A 19,155-nucleotide genomic window follows, 5' to 3' on the forward strand; every position below is an offset into this window, starting at 1 on the left:
CGCAAGGGCCCTTCCCACTTGTGGGCCGCTCTGCTCTGATGACCGCCAAGCGAGACGTCACAGTGGGCACCGGGGTCAGGAGGAGTGCGGTGGAGTACAACCTTGCCGACCTGTTCGAGTCGGTCGTCGACGTGGTCCCCGACCGCGAGGCGCTCGTCTACATCGACCACCCCGGCACGGGAGCGGAACGCCGGCTGACCTACGCCGCGCTCGACGCGGCCGCCAACCGCGTCGCCCACCACCTGATCGACAGCGGTCTGCGGCCCGGCGAGCACCTGGGCCTGCATCTGTACAACGGCGTCGAGTACCTGCAGACGGTCCTCGGCTGCCTGAAGGCACGCCTCGTACCGGTCAATGTGAACTACCGCTACGTGGAGGAGGAGCTGGTCTACCTCTATCGTGACGCGGACCTCGCGGCGCTCGTCTTCGACGCCGAGTTCACCGAGCGCGTCGCGGGGGCGCTGCCGCGCACGGAGAAGCTGCGGCACCTGATACGGGTGGGGACGCCGCCCGCCGACGCCCCGCCGTTGGACGTGGTGGAGTTCGCCGACGCGGAGGCGCGGGCCTCTGCCGAGCGGGGGTTCGGGCCGCGCTCGGCCGACGACCTGTTCATCATCTACACGGGCGGCACGACCGGCATGCCCAAGGGCGTCATGTGGCGCCAGGAGGATCTGTTCTTCGCCGGACTCTTCGGCGGGGAGCCCACGGGCGAGCCGGTGAAGCGGCCCGAGGAGCTGGCCGAGCGGGTCGCGGCGGGCGGCCCCGGCATCACCTTCTTCCCCACTCCCCCGCTGATGCACGGCACGTCCACGCTGACCTCGTTCATCGCCTTCAATTACGGGCAGCGCGTGGCCCTGCACCGCAAGTACGTGCCCGAAGAGGTGCTGCGCACGATCGAGAAGGAGCAGGTGTCCAGCGTGTCGCTGGTGGGCGACGCGATGCTCAGGCCGCTCATCGACGCGCTGCGCGGCCCGCTCAAGGACACCGACCTGTCCTCCCTGTTCAGCGTCTCCTCCTCCGGGGCGATCATGTCGGAGACGGTGCGCGCCCAGTTCCAGGAGCTCGCGCCGAACGTCCTCCTCCTGAACAACTTCGGCTCCTCCGAGTCGGGTTCCAACGGCAAGGCGACCGACGACTCGGGTCCGCAGAAGGGCTTCCGCCTGGAGGTCAACGAGCGTACGCAGGTGGTGGATCTGGTGACGCACGAGCCGGTGCCGGTGGGCGAGCCGGGCCGCCTGGCCCAGCGCGGCCACGTGCCGCTCGGCTACTACAACGACGCCGCGAAGACAGCCGAGACCTTCTTCCAGAAGGGCGAGGAGCGTTGGGTGCTGCTCGGCGACATGGCGACGGTGGACCAGGACGGCATCGTCACCGTGCTCGGCCGGGGCTCACAGTGCATCAACACGGGCGGCGAGAAGGTGTACCCCGAAGAGGTCGAGCAGGCCCTCAAGTCGCATCCGGACGTGTACGACGCACTGGTCGCGGGGGTCCCCGACGAGCGATGGGGCAGCCGTGTGGCCGCCGTCGTCCAGCTCCGGGACGGAGCGCCCCCGTTGGACCTTGCGGCGGTCCAGGCCCACTGCCGCGCCCTGCTCGCCGGTTACAAGATCCCGCGGGCCGTGGTCTTCACGGACCACATCCAGCGCTCGCCCAGCGGCAAGGCGGACTACCGCTGGGCGAAGGCAGTGGCTGCCGGGGGCTAGCCCGGTGGCCGGTCGGTGGCTAGTCGGTCGCCATGAGGCCGGCGCGGAGCTTGCCGACGACGCGGGAGATCAGGCGGGACACGTGCATCTGCGAGCAGCCCAGGGTGTCGGCGATCTGCTGCTGGGTCTGCTCCTCGACGAACCGGAGATGGATGAGGGTGCGATCCCTGTCCTCCAGGTCCGCGATGAGCGGGGCCAGGGAGTGGAAGTTCTCGACGAGCTCGAAGGACTCCTCGTCGACGCCGATGAAGTCGGCCAGCATCGTGTCGGACTCGTCGTCCTGGCCGTTGACCGCGGCGTTCAGGGAGACCGCGCTGTAGCCGTTGGACGCCTTCTGCGCCTCCGCGACCTCCGAGGGCTCCAGCTGCATCAGCTCCGCGAGCTCGGCGGTGGACGGCATGCGCCCGAGCCGGGTGCGCAGTTCCTCCGTCGCCTTGGACAGCTCGATGCGGGCTTCCTGCAGTCGGCGCGGCACGTGGACGGCCCACGAGGTGTCGCGGAAGAAGCGCTTGATCTCACCGGTGATGTAAGGAACGGCGAAGGAGGTGAATTCGACCTCGCGGGTGAGCTCGAACCGGTCGATCGCCTTGATAAGACCGATGGTGCCGACCTGAATGATGTCTTCCATCTCCTGCTGGCCGCGGTGCTTGAAACGCGACGCCGCGTACTGCACCAGCGAGAGGTTCATCTCGATCAACGCGTTGCGCACGTACTGGTACTCGTGCGTGCCCTCCTCGAGCCGGGTCAGGCGGTCGAAGAACCGCTTGCCGATCTCACGCGCATCCCTGGGCGCAATGGAGGAGGGGTCCGTGTACGCGCGCTCGACGAGGTCCTCCCCGGCACCGGTGGCCGTATCCTGCGCCTGCCCCTGCGTCACGGTAGTCATGGCGTTCCGCTCCTTGTTCAGCTCGGCTTTTCCCCCGCAGCGGCCCGGTTACCCCGTCGACCGCCTCTCACGCGTACGGCTTTTCGAAGAGTCGGTGCCGTGCGGGGGAGGCAGGGCCAGTGCGGCGACGATCGTCTTGCCGCCGCACCCCACTTCGACCGTCACGTCCGAGGTGAGGCGCTGGACCATCAGCCAGCCGAAACCGCCCGGCCGGGCCGGGTCCGCGGGCACGTGGACCGGGACCACCTCACTGCGGTCACTCACGCTCACCAGCAGGACTCCATCCTGCACACGGACGTCGAGTCCGTTGAGTCCGCCACCGTGCCGCATCGCGTTGGCCGCCAACTCACTGACCACCAGCAGCGCGTCCTCGTGCAGGCGCCGCGCCTGCACGAAGGGCAGCTCGATGCACACCTGCCGCAGTGCCGCGCGGACTTCGGTGCGGGCCTGGGCGCAGGTCATTCGCACGGTGTCGGGCAATTCGGGAGCGCTCATGAAGCTGTGATCCTTTCCCTGCACACGTGCAAACGAGGCCGCATCGCATCGTTCCTTCGTGTTCGCATGCCCGAGCCCGTTGCGCGCACACCCGCCGAACCCCCATAAGGGCGAATACGTTCACAACAGTGAAAAGGCCTCCTGTCGGATCCCTCCCCCGGTGCCCTTCCGCACCCGGCGAAAGGGCCGGTCCGTTCTCACCCGGCGACGGCATATGACAAGGTCGGAGCATGTCCCTCAACAGCATCGAACTCGCCAGACAGGACCGAGTGGCGGTCGTCACGTTGCGCCACGACATCGACCTGGAGAACGGAAGCGAGGTCACCGCGGCCTTCCGGCGCGCCCTGACGGAGGCCGGCACCGGAGCAACCCTGCTCGACCTCGCCGAGCTCACCTTCGCCGACAGCGCCCTGCTCAACCTGATCCTGCAGGCGCGCGCGGAGCACGAGCAGGCGCAGCGCCCCTTCGTCCTGTGCGGCCCGCTGCACAGCGCCATCCGGCGCCTGTTCGAGATCACGGGTGTCATCGACATCCTGGTCCTGGCCGACACGCACGAAGACGGTGTGCGACAGCTCGACGAGCTCCTCGACGGCTGACCGGCCCCGGACGGTCCTAGACGTCCTCCTGGCCGAGCGCGGCCGCCAAGTGGTCACGGAACCAACGGTGCCCCGGATCCGCCGAGTTGCGGGGGTGCCAGGCCATGCCGAGTTCGAGCGGCGCCAGGTCGAGAGGGATGGGGAACGTACGCAGCCCCATCGCCGCGATGGTGTCCGGGAGCCAGCCCTCCAGGGTGAGCGCGACGAGGTCGCTGTTCCTGGCCAGCACCATGGCGCTCGTGTGGCTGGGGACGACGACCGCGGTCCGGCGCCGCAGTCCGAGCTCCGCGAGCGCGCTGTCGATGGGGCCCTGGCGCTTGCCGAGCCGCGAGATGCCGATGTGGTCGGCGGCGGCGAAGCGGCGCGCGTCGATGCGCCGGTCGAAGAGGGGGTGGTCGTCGCGCGCGACGGCGACCAGCGTCATGCGGGTCAGCGGGCGGGTCCGGATCTCCGGGTCCAGGTGTCCGAGGACGCCCAGCTCGACGTCCACCCAGCCCTGTCGCAGCGCGGGACCGCCCTCCATCGCCTCCGGAAGGAAGACCACGTCGACGTGCGGGGCCTCGGCGTGGATCCGGTCGGTCAGCGTCCCGGCGAGCCCCGCCAGGAGCACGTCCGCGCTCTGCACGGTGAAGGTGCGCCGCAGATGGACGGCGTCGAAGCCGGCCCCCGGGCGCAGGACGTTGTCGCAGCCGCGCAGCAACTCACTCACCTCGCCCTGGAGTTCCAGGGCCCGCGGCGTCGGCACCAGGCCCTGGCCCGCACGGACCAGCAGCGGGTCGCCGACGGCACGACGGAGCCGGGCCAACGTGCGGCTGACCGCCGCGGGCGACGTGCCGAGCCGCTCGGCGGCCCGCGTCACGCTGTTCTCCTGGAGCAGGGCGTCCAGCACGCGCAGCAGGTTGAGGTCCATCGCCACTTCGATACTCCCTGAGCATCCCGAGCAGCCCGAGCAATGTCTGAGCTGGCCCTGAGCTGTGTCTTTGCGTCCACGTCAATGATTGGATGCCGATCTTTGCATGGCTCTGCGACCTCCCGCGGCCCAGAGTGAAGGAGTCGACGCGATCCGCGCGACATCCCCTTCGCCCCGTTGAGGAGCTTCATGCAGCAGAACCCGCGCGCCGGTCGAGAAGGCGACGTACTGGCCGTGGTCAGTCAGAGCGGACCGACCGTCTCGTTCTTCGATGCCGCGTCCGACCGGTACCTCGGTGCGGTGGACGTCCCCGCCGAACCCCACGAGTTGTGCTTCGACCCGACGGAGCGCCTGTTGTGGTGCACGACGGCGTACCACTCGGGCTACTACCACGCGAACAGCGGCCGGCGGACCGAGCTGACCGTCATCGACCCCGACACCCGCAGCGTCGTCGAGATCATCGACCTCTCCCCCGAACACGGGCCGCACGGCCTCGCACTGGACGCGGCACGGCACCGCCTCTACGTCAGCGTGGAGGGCTCCGCCAACCGGCCCGGTGGTGTCGTGGTGATCGACACGCGGACCCGCAGGGCCGTGGGCAGGATCGACACGGACGCGCCCGGCCCGCACTGGTTCGCCATCGACCCGGCGGGCACGACGGGTTACGCGACGAACAAGGAAGCGCCGTTCGTGTCGGTCGTCGACCTCGAACGCGGCACGCTCACCGGGAAGGTGGCGGTGCCGGGCAGCGAGGGACTCGCCGTCTCCGCCGACGGGGAGCACGTCTACGTCGCCGGGCCCTACGCGATGCTGACCGCACCGGACCCTTCCGCGGAGGCACCGGCTCCGGGCATCCGGGTCATCGAGGCCCGGACGGCGTCCGTGGTCGACGTGCTGCCCACGGAGAACATCATGCTGCCGGTGCACCTCACCTCGACGGGCAAGCTGCTCGCGGGCGAGATGCGCATGGAGCCGGACCCGGTGTCCCGGCTCGGCCGCCAGGGTCCCGGCCTGCTCACCGTGTTCTCCGCCGGCACCCGTGAGCGGCTCGGCGGGGTCGAGGTGGGCCGCGGCCCGCTGACCATCACGTCGTCGCCCGACGGCCGGATCGCGTACGTGTCGTGCGTGTCCTCGTCCACCGTCGATCTCGTGGACCTGGAGACGCTGCGGCCGCTGGCCCGGCTGGACATCGCCAAGCGCGGCGAGCCGGGCGCGCACGGCCTGGCCTACGTCCCGCGCCCGGCCTGACCCCGCTCCGCCCCGGGGAGTCTCAGGCCACCCAGTGCGGCCGCGCGGCGCCCGACGACGGCGGGAGGCCGTCCGCGAGGGTGACCGCCATGCGGCGCACCGCCTCGCGCAAGGTGTCGGACGGTGCGGTGTACGGGATGCGGAGCCGCTGCTCGAAGACGCCCGGGTCGGTGGCGAAGCAGGAGCCGCTCTCGATGCGCACGCCGTTGTCGAGTGCCCGCTCGGCGAGCGCAGACGCGACGGGTTCGCCCAGGTCGACCCAGAGCGAGAGGCCGCCCGGCGGGAGACTCCAACTCCACGCCGGAAGGTGCTCGTGCAGGGCGGCGCCGAGCGCGGCGCGCTGTGCCCGCAGCCGGTCCAGGCGGGCCGGCAGCAGTTCACCGGTCCTGTCGAGGAGGTCGAGGGCCACCAACTGGTCCAGGACCGAGCCGCCCATGTCGGTGGCGACGCGCTGCCCCGCGAGTTCGGTGACGAGCCGCGCGGGGGCGCGCAGCCAGCCGATGCGCAGGCCCGCCCAGTGGGTCTTGCTCATGGAGCCGACGGTGATGAGCCGCGCCGCGCCGCCGGGGGCGGCATGGGAGGCGAGCGGCGGCGGCGCGGGCACGTCGAGGGCGAGCTCGGCGAGGGTCTCGTCGACGACGAGCCAGCCGCCGGACCGCTGGGCGGCGCGCAGCACCCGGCCCCGCTCGTCCTCGGGCATGAGGCACCCCGTGGGGTTGTGGAAGTCGGGGATCAGGTAGGCGAGTTGGGGCACCGCCTCACGGAACGCCGATTCGACGATGTCGACGTCCCAGCCCGCCTCGGTCACCGGCACGGACAGCGTGCGCAGGCGGGCACGGCGCAGGGCTTCCAGAGCGTTCGGATAGGACGGGTTCTCGGTGAGGACGCGGTCGCCGGGGCCGCACAGGAGCCCCAGCACGAGGGTCAGCGCGTGCTGGGCGCCGGAGGTCACCAGGATCTGCTCCGGCACGGTGGCCAGGCCCCGCCGGGTGAAGCGCTCGGCGATGGCGGCCCGGAGTTCCGGCAGGCCGTACGGGTGGTAGCCGGGGGTGTGGGCGTGCTCCGCCAGCCGCGGTGCGATCCGGGCGACGGTGTCGGTGAGCTCCTGCCCCGGCAGCCCGGACGCGGCCCGCGCCAGGTCGATCGCGGTGTCCTCGGCCGCGAGGAGGCGCCGCACCCCGCTGGGGGCGTGGCCCTCGGGCAGCGCGGTCCAGGTGCCCGCGCCCTGGCGGCTGTGTGCGAAGCCGCTCTCGCGCAGCAGGTCGTAGACGGCGGTGACGGTGGTCCTGCTGGTGGCCAGGGCGACGGCCAGGTCGCGTTCGGCCGGGAGCCTGACGTGCAGGGCGATGCGTCCGTCCAGGATCAGTCCGCTGATCGCGTGGGCGAGGTGACGGTAGGCGGGGCGCATGCCCGCCGGGTCGGGCAGCAGTGCGGCGAGCCGACGGCCGCCCAGCGTTCGATTCGCGTCGACCACACCATTCTCCTGGGATTGGCTGTGTTTTCCGGGCCAATCACTCTACAGAGTTGCCGAAATGGACTTGAAGACACGGCACATCTCGTACGTCCCTTTCCACGAACGCCCCGCGAGACGGCTGCCCCAGCTCCTCCTCGGCCTCGCCCTCTACGGGTTCAGCCTCTCGCTCCTCGTCCGGGCGGCGCTGGGCGTGAATCCGTGGAGCGTCCTGTACGAGGGTCTGGAGCGGCGCACGCCGCTCAGCTTCGGCACGATCAGCGCCGTCCTCGGGGTGCTCGTCCTGCTGCTGTGGATACCTCTGAAGCAGCGGCCGACGTTCGGCACCGTCGCCAACATCGGCGTCCTGGCCGTCTCTTCCGACCTCGGCCTGCTCGTCATCCCCGATTCCCTGGACCTGCCCGCGCGGACGGGTCTGCTCGCCGCCGGGGTGGTCCTCAACGGTCTCGCCGTGGCCGTATACGTGGGCGCGCGCTTCGGTCCCGGGCCGCGCGACGGGCTGATGACCGGCGCGGCCGCGATGACGGGGCTGTCCCTGCGACGCGTCCGCACCCTCATCGAGCTCGCCGTGCTCGCCCTGGGGTGGCTGCTCGGCGGGACCGTGGGCGTCGGCACGGTGCTCTACGCCGTTGCCGTCGGCACCGTCACCCAGTTCTTCCTGCCGAGGTTCGCCTACCGCAGCCCGCGCGACGAGCCGCGGGAGTCAGTGCGCGCAGACTGACGGCAGCGCCCTTCCCAGAGCGACGGAGTGCAGGGGGTCGAGCCGGTTCTCGTGCCGCACGTGCACGGCCGCGGCGGTCAGCACTCCCCCGCAGTACGGTGCCGTGCGGGCGTCCGAGGACGCGGCGATGCCCCGCACCAGCTCACCGTTGACCCGGTTGATCTCCTTGCGGACCTCGGCGAGGTCGGGCCGCTCCTTCGGGGCCCGGGAGGGATCGGCGTCCCAGCGCCGGAACAGCCCCCGCTGGACGACCTTGTTGGCCTCGATCTGGTCCCGGAAGATCCGAACGGTCGCCTCCGGGTCGGCGCCCACCTCCTTCGCCTGCGCTGCCACCGCGTCCAGGACCTGGCGCTCGCGGGCCGGATCGTCGATGGGGCTGTCCGTGCCGTACTTCGCGGCGGCCACGAGGTCGGCGGTGGCGAGACGCTGCGCGGACAGGTCGGCCAGGGGGTGCAGTTGGGCGTACGGGCCGACGGAGGCGGACGCTTGGGCCGGTGCACGCGTGACCGCGGCAGGCCGCTCCGGCACCGCGACGGCCGTGCCGCCTCCCGCCACCAGCACGGAGGCCAGAGCGCCGACGGTGAGCAGGCGGCGGGAGTGAGTGGCGATGCGCACGACGATTCCTCCAGGAGATCGGTGACGGACGTCCGTGACGTCAGCCCAAATGGTCCGGTCGGTTCCGTTGCGGTCCGGTCGGTTCCGTCAGTCCTGCGCGAGGAAACCGGCCACGCGCCGCACGAACCACTCCGGGTCGTCCAGCCAGGGGAAGTGCCCGCCGCGCGGCTGCACTTGGCGCACGCCGTGCGGGAAGAGCCCCGCGAGCTCCTCCGCGTGCGCGGGGTTCGGGCCCCCGTCCCACTCCCCCGCCAGCACGAGGACCGGCGCGGCCAGGTCCGTCAGAGCGGCGCGGGTGGCGGTCGGGTCGAACGCGCCGTCGCCGTAGAAGGCGGCCGCCGCGTCCGCGTTCTTCTCCGAGGCGCTCGCCGCCCGGTGCGCCTGCGCCGCCGCGTCCCAGCGTCCGTAGGCGAGCGGCGCGAGGACGTCCATGAGCTCGACGGGGCTGCGTCCGGCGGCGATCTCGTCGAGTGCGGCCTCGACGGCCGGATACCAGGGCTCGCCCGCGCGCAGCGCAGCGGCCTCGCGGTGGTCCCGGTCCGTGACGGTGAGGCCGACGGCGTGCGTGGCCGGGGCGACCAGGACGAGGGTGCGGACGCGCTTCGGGTGGCGGGCCGCGTACAGCGTGGCGATGTTCCCGGACGCCGAGTGCCCGAGCAGGTCGACCTGGTCGAGCCCCAAGTGCTCGCGCAGCGCCTCGACGTCGTCGACGAGCCGGTCGCAGCGGTACGTCGCCGGATCGTCCGGCACCGCGGAGTCGCCCGTGCCGCGCAGATCGAGCAGGATCAGGCGGCGGTGCGCGGTCAGGCCGCCGAGATCGCCGAGGTAGGCGGAGGCGCGCATGGGGCCGCCCGGGACACACAGCAGAGGTTCGCCGTCCCCCTTCTCGTGGTAGGCGAGCTCCGTCCCGTCGTACGCGCTGAATGTCGGCATGGGGGTGATCATCACATCTCGTACGCCGCCCGGGCAACGCTGTCACGCCGTGGCCCATGACGGTGGCCCTTGCCCTCGCGCCGCAGCTCAAAGCAGCGGCGCGAGATCTCTTGACGGCCACCGCCGGGCCTGGATTACTGAGCTCCACAGAAGATCGACGACCGAATGATCGGTCGCCCGTTCAGGACGGGAGCATTCCCTATGACGCGTATGCCGCTACTGCTGGACGCGGCCGAACGGCTCGGCCCGCGCGAGCTCGCAGCCCTGCAACTGGAGCGCCTCCAGGACACCCTGCTGCATGCGTACGAGAACGTCCCCTTCTACCGCGCGGCGTTCGACAAGGCGGGGCTGCGCCCCGACGACTGCCGCTCGCTCGCCGACCTCGCGCGGTTCCCCTTCACCACCAAGGACGACCTGCGGGCCAACTATCCGTTCGGGATGTTCGCGGTGGAGCAGTCCGAGGTGCGCCGCCTGCACGCGTCGAGCGGCACGACGGGCCTTCCCACGGTCGTCGGGTACACGGAGCAGGACCTCTCCATGTGGGCGGACGTGGTGGCCCGCTCGATACGCGCCGCGGGCGGCCGCCCCGGGGACAAGGTCCATGTGGCGTACGGGTACGGCCTGTTCACGGGCGGCCTGGGCGCGCACTACGGAGCGGAGCGGCTGGGGTGCACCGTGATCCCCGCCTCGGGCGGCATGACGGCGCGCCAGGTACGGCTGATCCAGGACTTCCGCCCCGAGATCATCATGGTGACCCCCTCGTACATGCTCACCCTCCTGGAGGAGTTCGAGCGGCAGGGCGTCGATCCCCGTACGACCTCCCTCCGAGTCGGCATCTTCGGCGCGGAGCCGTGGACGGAGGAGATGCGGCGCGAGATCGAGGAGCGCTTCGCCATCGACGCCGTGGACATCTACGGCCTCTCGGAGGTGATCGGCCCGGGCGTCGCGCAGGAGTGCGTGGAGACCAAGGACGGGCTGCACATCTGGGAGGACCACTTCTATCCGGAGGTGGTGGATCCGATCACCGGCGAGGTGCTGCCGGACGGCGAGCGCGGCGAGCTGGTGTTCACATCGCTCACGAAGGAGGCCATGCCCGTGATCCGTTACCGGACACGGGACCTGACGCGCCTGCTGCCGGGAACGGCGCGGATCTTCCGGCGCATGGAGAAGGTGACGGGCCGCAGCGACGACATGGTGATCCTGCGGGGCGTCAATCTCTTCCCGACGCAGATCGAGGAGATCGTGCTGCGCACGGCGGGCATCGCCCCGCACTTCCAGCTTCGGCTGACCCGCGAGGGCCGCATGGACGCCCTGACGGTGCGGGCCGAGGCGCGCGCGGACACGCCGCGGGAACGGCGCGAGGCCGCGGCCCGGGAGATCGCGGCGGCGGTGAAGGACGGCGTCGGCGTCTCGGTCGGCGTGGAGATCGTCGATCCGGAGACGCTGGAGCGGTCGGTGGGCAAGTTCAAGCGGATCGTGGATCTGCGGGACTGACGCTGCCCGCGCCGCCGCCCGTCGGGTCAGCCCCGCTCGCCCTGCTCTCCGCGCCCGCCTTGGCGATCGCGGCGTCGAGCTGCTTGCGCACGGCGGCGGGCAGGGCGGCTCCCTGGACGGTGTTCACCACATTCCCGGCCAGCAGGTGCAGCTTCGTGTTGGTGTTCTGCGAGGCGGTGACCAGGACGTCCCAGGCCTCTTCGGGGCTCAGGCTGAAGGTCGACATCAGGATGCCGCGGGCCAGGTCGATGGTCGGCCGGGTCTTCATGGCCCGGCGCAACTGGGCCACGACGACACGCAGATCCTCGTCGGATCCCTCGGGCGGATTGGCCTCGTGCACGACCGGGCAGGACGCGTCCTCTTCCTCCTGGTCGGGTTCCTCCTGGTCGGGCGGCACGAACAGGCTCCGGGCCCCGGTCAGCTCCAGCAGCCGCTCCACCGCGGGACCGCCGTGGCGGATGACCACGGTCTTGCCCTGCTTGATCGCGCGTTGACGCAGATTCAGCAGCAGGTCCAGGCCGGAGCAGTCACAGAACGGCACGCCACGCAGGTCCAGCTCTATGCCGTCGCCCGCATGGTCGAGGGCGCGGTAGAGATCGATCCGGAGCCGTTCGGCCGCGTCGAGGTCGAGTTCCCCCCGCACGACCAGGCTCCCCTTGCGGCCCACTTCTTCGACGGGCTGCTGAGCGTACGCGGGCTCCGGCATGGCCTCTCCTCACCTTGCTGCCTACCGCTCGTCCTAGGCTGCCCGGCCCTGCGCACACCAGTCAACTAATACCGGAAATCGAGTACGTGTTTTTGAATACGCGAATGACAGCCACTAGTGTTGACGTATGGATGGAGTGCCCGAGCCACATACCGGATGGACGTTCCTCACCAACCACGCGCGCGTGCTGGCCGCCATCGCCGACAACCACAACGCCCGCATCCGTGACATCGCCGCACACTGCCGACTCACCGACCGGGCCGTCCAGAAGATCATCGCCGACCTGGAGCAGGACGGATATCTCTCCCACACCCGGGAGGGACGGACCAACACGTACCGGATCGATCCCGGCAAGGTGCTGCGGCACCCCGCGGAGTCCGGACTGGCCGTCGCCTCCCTGCTCTCCCTGCTCGCCCGCGACGAAGCGGACCGGTCCGACTCAGCGCCGTCGGCGAAGTCCACGCAGCGCACACGGTCCACGTAGGCAGCTCAACCTGCGGCGAAACGGTCCCGGAGTTCCCGCTTGAGGATCTTTCCACTGGCGTTGCGCGGCAGCTCCTCCACGAAGAGGACCCTCTTGGGCGCCTTGAAGTGGGCGAGCTTCGACCGCGCGTGGTCGATGACTTCGGCCTCGGTGAGCTCCTTGTCGCCCCGTACGACGACGGCGGTGACCGCTTCGATCCAGCGCTCGTCCGGCAGCCCGATCACCGCCGCCTCCGCCACCCCCGCGTGCTCGTACAGCGCGTCCTCGACCTGCCGCGACGCGACGAGGACGCCCCCCGAATTGATGACGTCCTTCACCCGGTCGACGACGGTGAAGTACCCCTCGGCGTCCCGCACCGCGAGATCGCCGGAGTGGAACCAGCCGTCGCGGAACGCCTCGGCGGTCTCCTCCGGCTTGTCCCAGTAGCCCTCGCACAACTGCGGTGAGCGGTAGACCACTTCGCCCTGGACGCCGTCCGGCACCTCCGCGCCGTCCTCACCGACCACCCGCGCCTCGACGAACAGGACGGGCCGCCCGCACGAGTCCATCCGTCCCTCGTGCTCGTCGGGCCCGAGGACGGTGGCGAGCGGGCCGATCTCGCTCTGCCCGAAGCAGTTGTAGAAGCCGAGCCCCGGCAGCCTCTCGCGCAGCCGCTCCAGGACCGGCACGGGCATGATCGACGCACCGTAGTAGGCCTTGCGCAGCGCCCGGAGGTCGCGGGTCGCGAAGCCGGGATGCCGCGAGAGGCCGATCCACACCGTGGGCGGCGCGAAGAGGCTGTCGGCGCGGCCGGTCTCGACGAGGTCGAGGATCCGCTCGGGATCGGGACCGTCGAGGATCGTGTTCTCGGCCCCGACCGCCAGGTACGGCATGAGGAAGACGTGCATCTGCGCCGAGTGGTAGAGCGGCAGCGAATGGAGGGGCCGGTCCGACTCCTTGAGGTCCAGGGCGGTGATGGCGCTCACGTACTCGTGGACCAGCGCCCGGTGGGTGAGCATCGCGCCCTTGGGGAGTGCCGTGGTCCCTGACGTGTAGAGCAGCTGCGCCAGGTCCTCGCCCCGGGACCCCTCTCCTTCGTACGCCGCAAAGTCGGCGAGCCTCGCGAGCAGCGAGTCGTCCGCGTTCCGCAGGGCCAGGACCGGGACGCCGGAGGGCAGGCGTTCCGCGATGTCCGGGTCGGCGAGGACGAGGGAGCTGCCGGACTGCCGGACGATGTACGCGAGGTCGTCGCCGGTCAGGTTCTGGTTGACCGGCACGTGGACCAGGCCCGCCCGCGCGCAGGCGAGGAAGCCGATCAGATAGGCGTCGGAGTTGTGGGCGTAGGCGCCGACGCGGTCCCCGCGGGTCAGTCCGCCGGCGCGCAGCGCGCCGGCCGCGCGCGAGACGGCGTCGTCGAGTTCCTCGTACGTCCACGCACGCTCGCGGTAGCGCAGCGCCGTGCGCCGGGGTGTGCGGCGCGCGCTGCGCCTGAGGACTCCGTCGACCGTGTTGTCGCGTGCACCCGTCATGGCGTGATCCTCTGGGCCGCGCGCCGCCCCGGTCAAGGTCCGGAACACAGGTCTCGCCGAGCGATGCCCTCCATGACATACCGCTTGGTACGCTCAACCGCTTCTTCCCTGACCCCAGTTGGGAGGCACGATGCGCATCCGTACAAGACGCACGGCGGCCGTGGGAATCACCCTGCTGACGGCGTTGGCCCTGCTGCCGTCGTCGGGCGCGGGAGCCGCGCCCCGGGACGCCCGGCCGTCCGGCGGCGGCCTGCACGCGACCATCCGCTACACCGAGTACGGCATTCCGCACATCCTCGCCGAGGACTACGCGAACCTCGGCTTCGGCACCGGCTGGGCACAGGCCGCCGACCAGGTGTGCACGCTCGCCGACGGCTATCTGACCGTACGCGGCGAGCGCTCCCGGCACTTCGGACCCGACGCCTCGCCCGGTTCCGCGCTGTCGTCGGCCTCCACGAACCTCGGCAGCGACCTGTACTTCCGCGGTGTGCGGGAGGCCGGGACCGTGGAGAAGCTCCTCGCACAGCCCGCCCCCGCGGGGCCCGGCCGTCGCGCGAAGGAGCTCATGCGTGGCTTCGCGGCGGGCTACAACGCCTGGCTGAAACAGAACCGCATCACCGATCCGGCCTGCGCCAAGGCCGACTGGGTGCGTCCGATCACCGCGCTCGACGTGGCGAGGCAGGGCTTCGCCGTGCAGGTGCTGGGCGGGCAGGGCCGCGGGATCGACGGCATCACGGCCGCGACTCCGCCGACCGCCCCGGAGTCCGGCGCGACCCCACGGGACGACGCCCCCGACCCGCGGCGCACGGCGAAGGCGGCCCGCGCACTGTTCTCCGCGCAGAACGCCGACATGGGTTCCAACGCGGTCGCGTTCAGCGGGGAGACCACGGCGAACGGGAAGGGCCTGCTGCTCGGCAACCCGCACTATCCCTGGCAGGGCGGCCGCCGCTTCTGGCAGTCGCAGCAGACCATCCCCGGCGAACTGAACGTCTCCGGAGGCTCGTTGCTCGGCACGAGCGTGGTCAACATCGGCTTCAACGGCGACGTGGCGTGGAGCCACACGGTCGCGACCGGCGTCACCCTGAACCTGCACCAGCTCACGCTGGACCGGGCCGACCCGACCGCCTATCTGGTGGACGGCAAGTCCCGGAAGATGACGAAGCGCACGGTCACGGTGCCGGTGAGGGACGGGGCTCCGGTGACGCGGACCCAGTGGTGGACCCGGTACGGCCCCGTCGTCACCGGCCTCGGCGCCCAGCTCCCGCTGCCCTGGTCCTCGACGACGGCGTACGCCCTCAACGACCCCAACGCCGTGAACCTGCGCGGCAGCGACACCGACCTGGGCTTCGGCACGGCGCGCTCCACGGCGGGCATCCTCAAGGCCCTGCGCGAGACACAGGGATTGCCGTGGGTGAACACCGTCGCTGCCGACCGTCACGGGCACTCGCTGCTCAGCCAGTCCCAGGTGCTCCCCCGCATCACCGACGACCTCGCGCAGCGCTGCAGCACACCACTGGGCAAGGTCACCTATCCGGCCTCGGGCGTCGCCGTCCTCGACGGCTCGCGCGGCGCGTGCGCACTCGGCTCGGACAAGGACGCGGTGCAGCCCGGCGTCTTCGGCCCGTCGAAAATGCCGACCCTCAAGGACGCCCCGTACGCGGAGAACTCCAACGACAGCGCGTGGCTGACCAACGCGGACAGACCGATCACCGGCTACGAGCGGATCTTCGGGACGATCGGCACGCAGCGCTCGATGCGGACCCGCGGCGCCGTCGAGGACGTGGCCGCGATGGCGGAGAAGGGCGACCTGACGGTCCGGGACCTCCAGCGCCAGCAGTTCGCGAACCGCGTGCCTGCGGCCGATCTCGCCGCGGAAGACGCCGCGAAGGCCTGCGCGGCGCTGCCCGGTGGTACGGCAAAGGGCAGTGACGGCACGGTGGTCGACGTGAGCGGTGCGTGCAAGGCGCTGGCCCGCTGGGACCGCAGGATGGACAGCGACAGCCGCGGCGCGCTGCTCTTCGACCGCTTCTGGCGCAAGCTGACGGCGGCCGTGCCGAACGCGCAGCTCTGGAAGGTGCCGTTCACCGCGGCCGACCCGGTGCGCACACCGAACACCCTCGACACCGCGCTGCCCGGCTTCCGGACCGCGCTGGCCGACGCGGTGACCGAACTGACAGCGGCGGGCACCGCCGTGGACGCTCCCCTGGGCGCGAACCAGTACGTCGTGCGCAACGGCAAGCGCATCCCGGTCTCCGGCGGCACGGAGTCGCTCGGCGTCTGGAACAAGGTCGAGGCCCAGTGGGACAAGGGGAAGGGCTACACGGAGGTCGTACACGGTTCGAGCCACATCCAGGCGGTGGGCTGGAACTCCGGCCGCTGCCCCGAGGCCCGCACGCTCCTGTCGTACTCCCAGTCCTCCAACCCGAACTCCCCGCACTACAGCGACCAGACGAGCCTGTACGGGAAGGAGCGCTGGGTGACGTCCCGCTTCTGCGAGAAGGACATCCTCGGCGATCCTGAGCTGGAGGTGGTGCGGGTGCGCGAGCGCCGCTGACCTTCCCGCGCGCCGCAGACCAGGACGGCGCGGGGGCACGACACCTCCGCGCCCCCCGCGCCGCCCGCGTCCTGGACCTACATGGCGCGCTCGCGCCCCTCCCAGTACGGCTCGCGCAAACGCCGCTTGTACAGCTTGCCGTTGGGATCGCGGGGCATCGTCTCGATGAAGTCGACGCTCTTGGGACGCTTGTAGCCGGCGAGGTGGTGCTCGCAGTGGGCGAGGATCTCGGCGGCCAGGGCGTCGTCGGCGGTCCGGTCCTCGGTGACCTCGACGACGGCCTTCACCTCCTCGCCCCAGTCGTCGTGCGGGATGCCGAAGGCGGCGGCGTCCGCGACGGCGGGGTGGGTGAGCAGCGCCGATTCGATCTCGGCCGGATAGATGTTCACGCCGCCCGAGATGATCATTTCGATCTTCCGGTCGCGCAGGAAGAGGTAGCCGTCCTCGTCGAGGAGGCCGAGGTCGCCGACGGTGAAGAAGTCGCCGATGCGGTTCTTCTTCGTCTTCGATTCGTCCTTGTGGTACGCGAATCCGCCGGTGGACATCTTCATGTAGACGGTGCCGAGCTCGCCGGGGCCGAGGCGGTTGCCGTCGTCGTCGAAGACCGCCAACTCGCTGATGGGCCAGGCCTTCCCGACCGTCCCCGGCTTCTTCAGCCAGTCCTGCGCGGTGGCGAAGGCACCGCCTCCCTCGCTCGCCGCGTAGTACTCCTCGACGCACTCGCCCCACCAGTCGATCATGGCGCGCTTCACGTGGTCGGGGCAGGGCGCGGCACCGTGGATGGCGTGCCGCATCGAGGACACGTCGTACGCGGCGCGTGTCGCGTCCGGCAGCGCGAGCAGGCGGTGGAACTGGGTCGGCACCATGTGCGTGTGCGTGCACTTGTGCGCGTCGATGAGGCGGAGCATGTCCTCGGGCGTCCACTTGTCCATCACGACCAGCGGGTGGCCGATGTGCAGGGCCGCGCCCGCGAACTGGAGGACGGCGGTGTGGTACAGCGGTGAGCAGACCAGGTGGACGTTGTGGTCGAAGGGCTTGATCCCGAAGATGCCGAGGAATCCTCCGAGGTAGGACTCCTCGGGGAGCTTGCCCGACAGGGGGCGGCGGATGCCGCGCGGGCGGCCCGTCGTGCCCGAGGTGTAGTTCATGACCCAGCCGAGCGTGCGGTCGGCCGGGGCCGAGTCGGGCTGTCCGTCGAGGAGTTGGGCGTAGGCCCGGAATCCCGGCACGTCCCCGACGGCGTAGCGGTGGCTCGCGGGGAGGCCCGCCTCGTCGGCCGCCGCCACCGCGGCGGCCGCGAACTTCTCGTGGGCGATCAGCACCTTCGCGCCGGAGTCCGCGACGATCCAGGCGATCTCGGGACCGACGAGGTGGTGGTTGACCGGGACCAGGTAGAAGCCGGCCTGGGACGCGGCCAGGTACGCGGTGAAGAACTCCACTCCGTTGGGCAGCACGACGGCGAACGCGTCCCCCCGCTCCAGGCCCGCGGCCCGCAGTCCGTGCACCAGCTGGTTGACGGCGCCGTGCAGCCGGCCCGCCGTCCACTCCTCGCCGTCGGGCGCCACGAGGACGGTGCGGCCCGGGTCGGCCGCGGCCTGGGCCCAGAATCCATTCGGAGGTGTGCTCACGACTGACTTCCCCTTCCCGCGATGCGGATGACTCGGTCGACGGCCCGCTCGAAGCCGCGCGTCAGGTCGTCGAAGACGGCCTGGACGCTGCGTTCGCTGTTCATCCGGCCGACGATCTGCCCGACCGGGGTGCCGAGCAGCTCCTGCACCTCGTACTTCTGGATGCGTGAGACGGCCTCGGCGACCAGCAGCCCCTGGAGCGGCATCGGCAGGGTGCCGGGGCCCTGCGGGTCGTCCCAGGCGTCGGTCCACTCCGTGCGCAACTGGCGTGCGGGCTTGCCGGTCAGGGCGCGTGAACGGACCGTGTCGCCGGAACCGGCCGCCAGCAGCTTCCGGGTGAGCGCGGGCGAGTGCAGGTCGGCCTCCGTGGTGGTGAGCCACAGCGACCCGAGCCACACGCCCTGCGCGCCGAGCGCGAGCGCGGCCGCGATCTGCTGTCCGCTGCCGATGCCCCCGGCGGCGAGCACCGGCAGCGGCGCGACCGCGTCGACGGCCTCGGGGGTGAGCACCATGGAGGCGATCTCACCGGTGTGCCCGCCCGCCTCGTACCCCTGGGCGACGACGATGTCGATGCCCGCGTCCGCGTGCTTGCGGGCGTGCCGGGCGCTGCCCGCGAGGGCCGCGACGAGGACGTCGTGGTCGTGGGCGCGCCGGATCACGTCGGCCGGGGGCGAACCGAGGGCGTTGGCGAGGAGTCTGATCGGGTAGTCGAAGGCGACGTCGAGCTGGTTGCGGGCGACCTGCTCCATCCAGCCGGTGATGCGCCAGCCCGACGCCTCGCCCTCGGCGAGCTCGGGCACGCCGTGCTTGGCGAGGGTGTCCCTCACGAACTGCCGGTGCCCTTCCGGAATCATCGCCTCTACGTCGGCCTCCGTGACGCCCTCGACCTTCGTGGCGGGCATCACGACGTCGAGCCCGTAGGGCTTACCTTCGACGTGCTCCTCCATCCAGTCGAGATCCCTGGCCAGCTCGTCGGGCGCCGTGTAGCGGACCGCGCCGAGCACCCCGAACCCGCCCGCCCTGCTGATGGCGGCGGCCACCGCGGGGAAGGGCGTGAAACCGAAGATGGCGTGCTCGACTCCCAGTTTCTTGCTCAACTCCGTCTGCATGGGCGCAGAATGCCGCAGTGGCCCGGCCGAGGGAAGCGATTTTCTGATGCAGTGTCAGATCCAGTCGGCAGGGGCCGCTGTTCCTACTATGGCC

General features: G+C 71.1%; 17 protein-coding genes. 7 read left to right on the top strand and 10 right to left on the bottom strand.

The annotated features are described in order from the left end of the window. The first annotated feature begins 89 nt into the window (after nucleotides 1–89). Nucleotides 90–1,703, top strand: coding sequence for an acyl-CoA synthetase (locus tag AOK03_RS18595; RefSeq protein ID WP_055566403.1), 1,614 nt, complete (start codon nucleotides 90–92; stop codon nucleotides 1,701–1,703). A gap of 19 nt (nucleotides 1,704–1,722) precedes the next feature. Here the strand turns inward: AOK03_RS18595 and AOK03_RS18600 are convergent, their stop codons facing one another. Next, nucleotides 1,723–2,589 carry a SigB/SigF/SigG family RNA polymerase sigma factor gene (locus AOK03_RS18600; RefSeq protein WP_055566404.1) on the bottom strand — a complete coding sequence of 289 codons (867 nt, stop codon included), beginning with the start codon at nucleotides 2,587–2,589 and terminating at the stop codon, nucleotides 1,723–1,725. A gap of 48 nt (nucleotides 2,590–2,637) precedes the next feature. Next, complete coding sequence (locus tag AOK03_RS18605) at nucleotides 2,638–3,084, bottom strand: ATP-binding protein (protein ID WP_063792524.1); 447 nt, start codon at nucleotides 3,082–3,084, stop codon at nucleotides 2,638–2,640. A gap of 230 nt (nucleotides 3,085–3,314) precedes the next feature. Here AOK03_RS18605 and AOK03_RS18610 point away from each other — a divergent pair, with 230 nt between their 5' ends. After that, the gene (locus AOK03_RS18610; RefSeq protein ID WP_055566406.1) at nucleotides 3,315–3,680 is read left to right on the top strand and encodes an STAS domain-containing protein; all 366 of its coding nucleotides are present in this window, start codon (nucleotides 3,315–3,317) and stop codon (nucleotides 3,678–3,680) included. Between the two features lie 16 nt (nucleotides 3,681–3,696). Here AOK03_RS18610 and AOK03_RS18615 read toward each other — a convergent pair whose 3' ends face one another. Beyond that, entirely contained in the window at nucleotides 3,697–4,590 is an 894-nt protein-coding gene (locus AOK03_RS18615) for a LysR family transcriptional regulator (RefSeq protein WP_055566431.1), read from the bottom strand. Nucleotides 4,591–4,779: 189 nt separating this feature from the next. On the opposite strand from AOK03_RS18615, the gene AOK03_RS18620 reads away from it, so the two are divergent. Next, on the top strand, nucleotides 4,780–5,838 hold the full coding sequence (locus AOK03_RS18620; RefSeq protein WP_055566407.1) for a YncE family protein: 1,059 nt from the start codon (nucleotides 4,780–4,782) through the stop codon (nucleotides 5,836–5,838). A gap of 22 nt (nucleotides 5,839–5,860) precedes the next feature. Here AOK03_RS18620 and yczR read toward each other — a convergent pair whose 3' ends face one another. After that, nucleotides 5,861–7,312 carry a MocR-like transcription factor YczR gene (gene yczR, locus AOK03_RS18625; protein ID WP_055566408.1) on the bottom strand — a complete coding sequence of 484 codons (1,452 nt, stop codon included), beginning with the start codon at nucleotides 7,310–7,312 and terminating at the stop codon, nucleotides 5,861–5,863. Nucleotides 7,313–7,370: 58 nt separating this feature from the next. Here yczR and yczE point away from each other — a divergent pair, with 58 nt between their 5' ends. Continuing rightward, on the top strand, nucleotides 7,371–8,030 hold the full coding sequence (gene yczE / locus AOK03_RS18630) for a membrane protein YczE (protein WP_055566409.1): 660 nt from the start codon (nucleotides 7,371–7,373) through the stop codon (nucleotides 8,028–8,030). Here the strand turns inward: yczE and AOK03_RS18635 are convergent. Beyond that, a complete protein-coding gene (locus tag AOK03_RS18635) occupies nucleotides 8,013–8,645 on the bottom strand; it encodes a chorismate mutase (protein ID WP_055566410.1) in 633 nt (210 codons plus the stop codon). The two genes, yczE and AOK03_RS18635, sit on opposite strands and share 18 nt — an antisense overlap. Nucleotides 8,646–8,732: 87 nt before the next feature. After that, nucleotides 8,733–9,578, bottom strand: a complete 846-nt coding sequence (locus tag AOK03_RS18640) for an alpha/beta fold hydrolase (protein WP_055566432.1) — start codon at nucleotides 9,576–9,578, stop codon at nucleotides 8,733–8,735. A 210-nt stretch (nucleotides 9,579–9,788) separates the two neighbouring features. Between AOK03_RS18640 and paaK the strand changes: the two genes are divergently transcribed. Further along, nucleotides 9,789–11,072 carry a phenylacetate--CoA ligase PaaK gene (paaK, locus tag AOK03_RS18645; RefSeq protein WP_107098027.1) on the top strand — a complete coding sequence of 428 codons (1,284 nt, stop codon included), beginning with the start codon at nucleotides 9,789–9,791 and terminating at the stop codon, nucleotides 11,070–11,072. Here the strand turns inward: paaK and AOK03_RS18650 are convergent. After that, nucleotides 11,044–11,778: an ANTAR domain-containing protein gene (locus AOK03_RS18650; protein ID WP_063792521.1), complete on the bottom strand. Its 735-nt coding sequence runs from the start codon at nucleotides 11,776–11,778 to the stop codon at nucleotides 11,044–11,046. The two genes, paaK and AOK03_RS18650, sit on opposite strands and share 29 nt — an antisense overlap. A gap of 127 nt (nucleotides 11,779–11,905) precedes the next feature. On the opposite strand from AOK03_RS18650, the gene AOK03_RS18655 reads away from it, so the two are divergent. Continuing rightward, nucleotides 11,906–12,262: a helix-turn-helix transcriptional regulator gene (locus tag AOK03_RS18655; protein ID WP_055566412.1), complete on the top strand. Its 357-nt coding sequence runs from the start codon at nucleotides 11,906–11,908 to the stop codon at nucleotides 12,260–12,262. Between the two features lie 5 nt (nucleotides 12,263–12,267). Here AOK03_RS18655 and AOK03_RS18660 read toward each other — a convergent pair whose 3' ends face one another. After that, a complete protein-coding gene (locus tag AOK03_RS18660; RefSeq protein WP_055566413.1) occupies nucleotides 12,268–13,770 on the bottom strand; it encodes an acyl-CoA synthetase in 1,503 nt (500 codons plus the stop codon). Between the two features lie 130 nt (nucleotides 13,771–13,900). On the opposite strand from AOK03_RS18660, the gene AOK03_RS18665 reads away from it, so the two are divergent. Then, nucleotides 13,901–16,324 carry a penicillin acylase family protein gene (locus AOK03_RS18665; protein ID WP_055566414.1) on the top strand — a complete coding sequence of 808 codons (2,424 nt, stop codon included), beginning with the start codon at nucleotides 13,901–13,903 and terminating at the stop codon, nucleotides 16,322–16,324. Nucleotides 16,325–16,401: 77 nt separating this feature from the next. Here AOK03_RS18665 and AOK03_RS18670 read toward each other — a convergent pair whose 3' ends face one another. Both AOK03_RS18670 and AOK03_RS18675 read right to left on the bottom strand, forming a co-directional pair. Next, the gene (locus AOK03_RS18670; RefSeq protein ID WP_055566415.1) at nucleotides 16,402–17,952 is read right to left on the bottom strand and encodes an acyl-CoA synthetase; all 1,551 of its coding nucleotides are present in this window, start codon (nucleotides 17,950–17,952) and stop codon (nucleotides 16,402–16,404) included. Next, on the bottom strand, nucleotides 17,949–19,061 hold the full coding sequence (locus AOK03_RS18675; protein WP_055566416.1) for an NAD(P)H-dependent flavin oxidoreductase: 1,113 nt from the start codon (nucleotides 19,059–19,061) through the stop codon (nucleotides 17,949–17,951). The genes AOK03_RS18670 and AOK03_RS18675 overlap by 4 nt, the downstream gene beginning before the upstream one ends. Nucleotides 19,062–19,155 lie beyond the last annotated feature (94 nt).

The sequence above is a fragment of the Streptomyces atriruber genome (assembly GCF_001418325.1).
Classification (GTDB): Bacteria; Actinomycetota; Actinomycetes; order Streptomycetales; family Streptomycetaceae; genus Streptomyces; species Streptomyces atriruber.

Coding starts and splice junctions, on each gene's coding strand:
- AOK03_RS18640 (WP_055566432.1), bottom strand. CDS start 9,578: ATGCCGACATTCAGCGCGTACGACGGGACGGAGCTCGCCTACCACGAG.
- yczE (WP_055566409.1), top strand. CDS start 7,371: ATGGACTTGAAGACACGGCACATCTCGTACGTCCCTTTCCACGAACGC.
- AOK03_RS18615 (WP_055566431.1), bottom strand. CDS start 4,590: ATGGACCTCAACCTGCTGCGCGTGCTGGACGCCCTGCTCCAGGAGAAC.
- AOK03_RS18610 (WP_055566406.1), top strand. CDS start 3,315: ATGTCCCTCAACAGCATCGAACTCGCCAGACAGGACCGAGTGGCGGTC.
- paaK (WP_107098027.1), top strand. CDS start 9,789: ATGCCGCTACTGCTGGACGCGGCCGAACGGCTCGGCCCGCGCGAGCTC.
- AOK03_RS18665 (WP_055566414.1), top strand. CDS start 13,901: ATGCGCATCCGTACAAGACGCACGGCGGCCGTGGGAATCACCCTGCTG.
- AOK03_RS18650 (WP_063792521.1), bottom strand. CDS start 11,778: ATGCCGGAGCCCGCGTACGCTCAGCAGCCCGTCGAAGAAGTGGGCCGC.
- AOK03_RS18675 (WP_055566416.1), bottom strand. CDS start 19,061: ATGCAGACGGAGTTGAGCAAGAAACTGGGAGTCGAGCACGCCATCTTC.
- AOK03_RS18660 (WP_055566413.1), bottom strand. CDS start 13,770: ATGACGGGTGCACGCGACAACACGGTCGACGGAGTCCTCAGGCGCAGC.
- AOK03_RS18620 (WP_055566407.1), top strand. CDS start 4,780: ATGCAGCAGAACCCGCGCGCCGGTCGAGAAGGCGACGTACTGGCCGTG.
- AOK03_RS18605 (WP_063792524.1), bottom strand. CDS start 3,084: ATGAGCGCTCCCGAATTGCCCGACACCGTGCGAATGACCTGCGCCCAG.
- AOK03_RS18600 (WP_055566404.1), bottom strand. CDS start 2,589: ATGACTACCGTGACGCAGGGGCAGGCGCAGGATACGGCCACCGGTGCC.
- AOK03_RS18655 (WP_055566412.1), top strand. CDS start 11,906: ATGGATGGAGTGCCCGAGCCACATACCGGATGGACGTTCCTCACCAAC.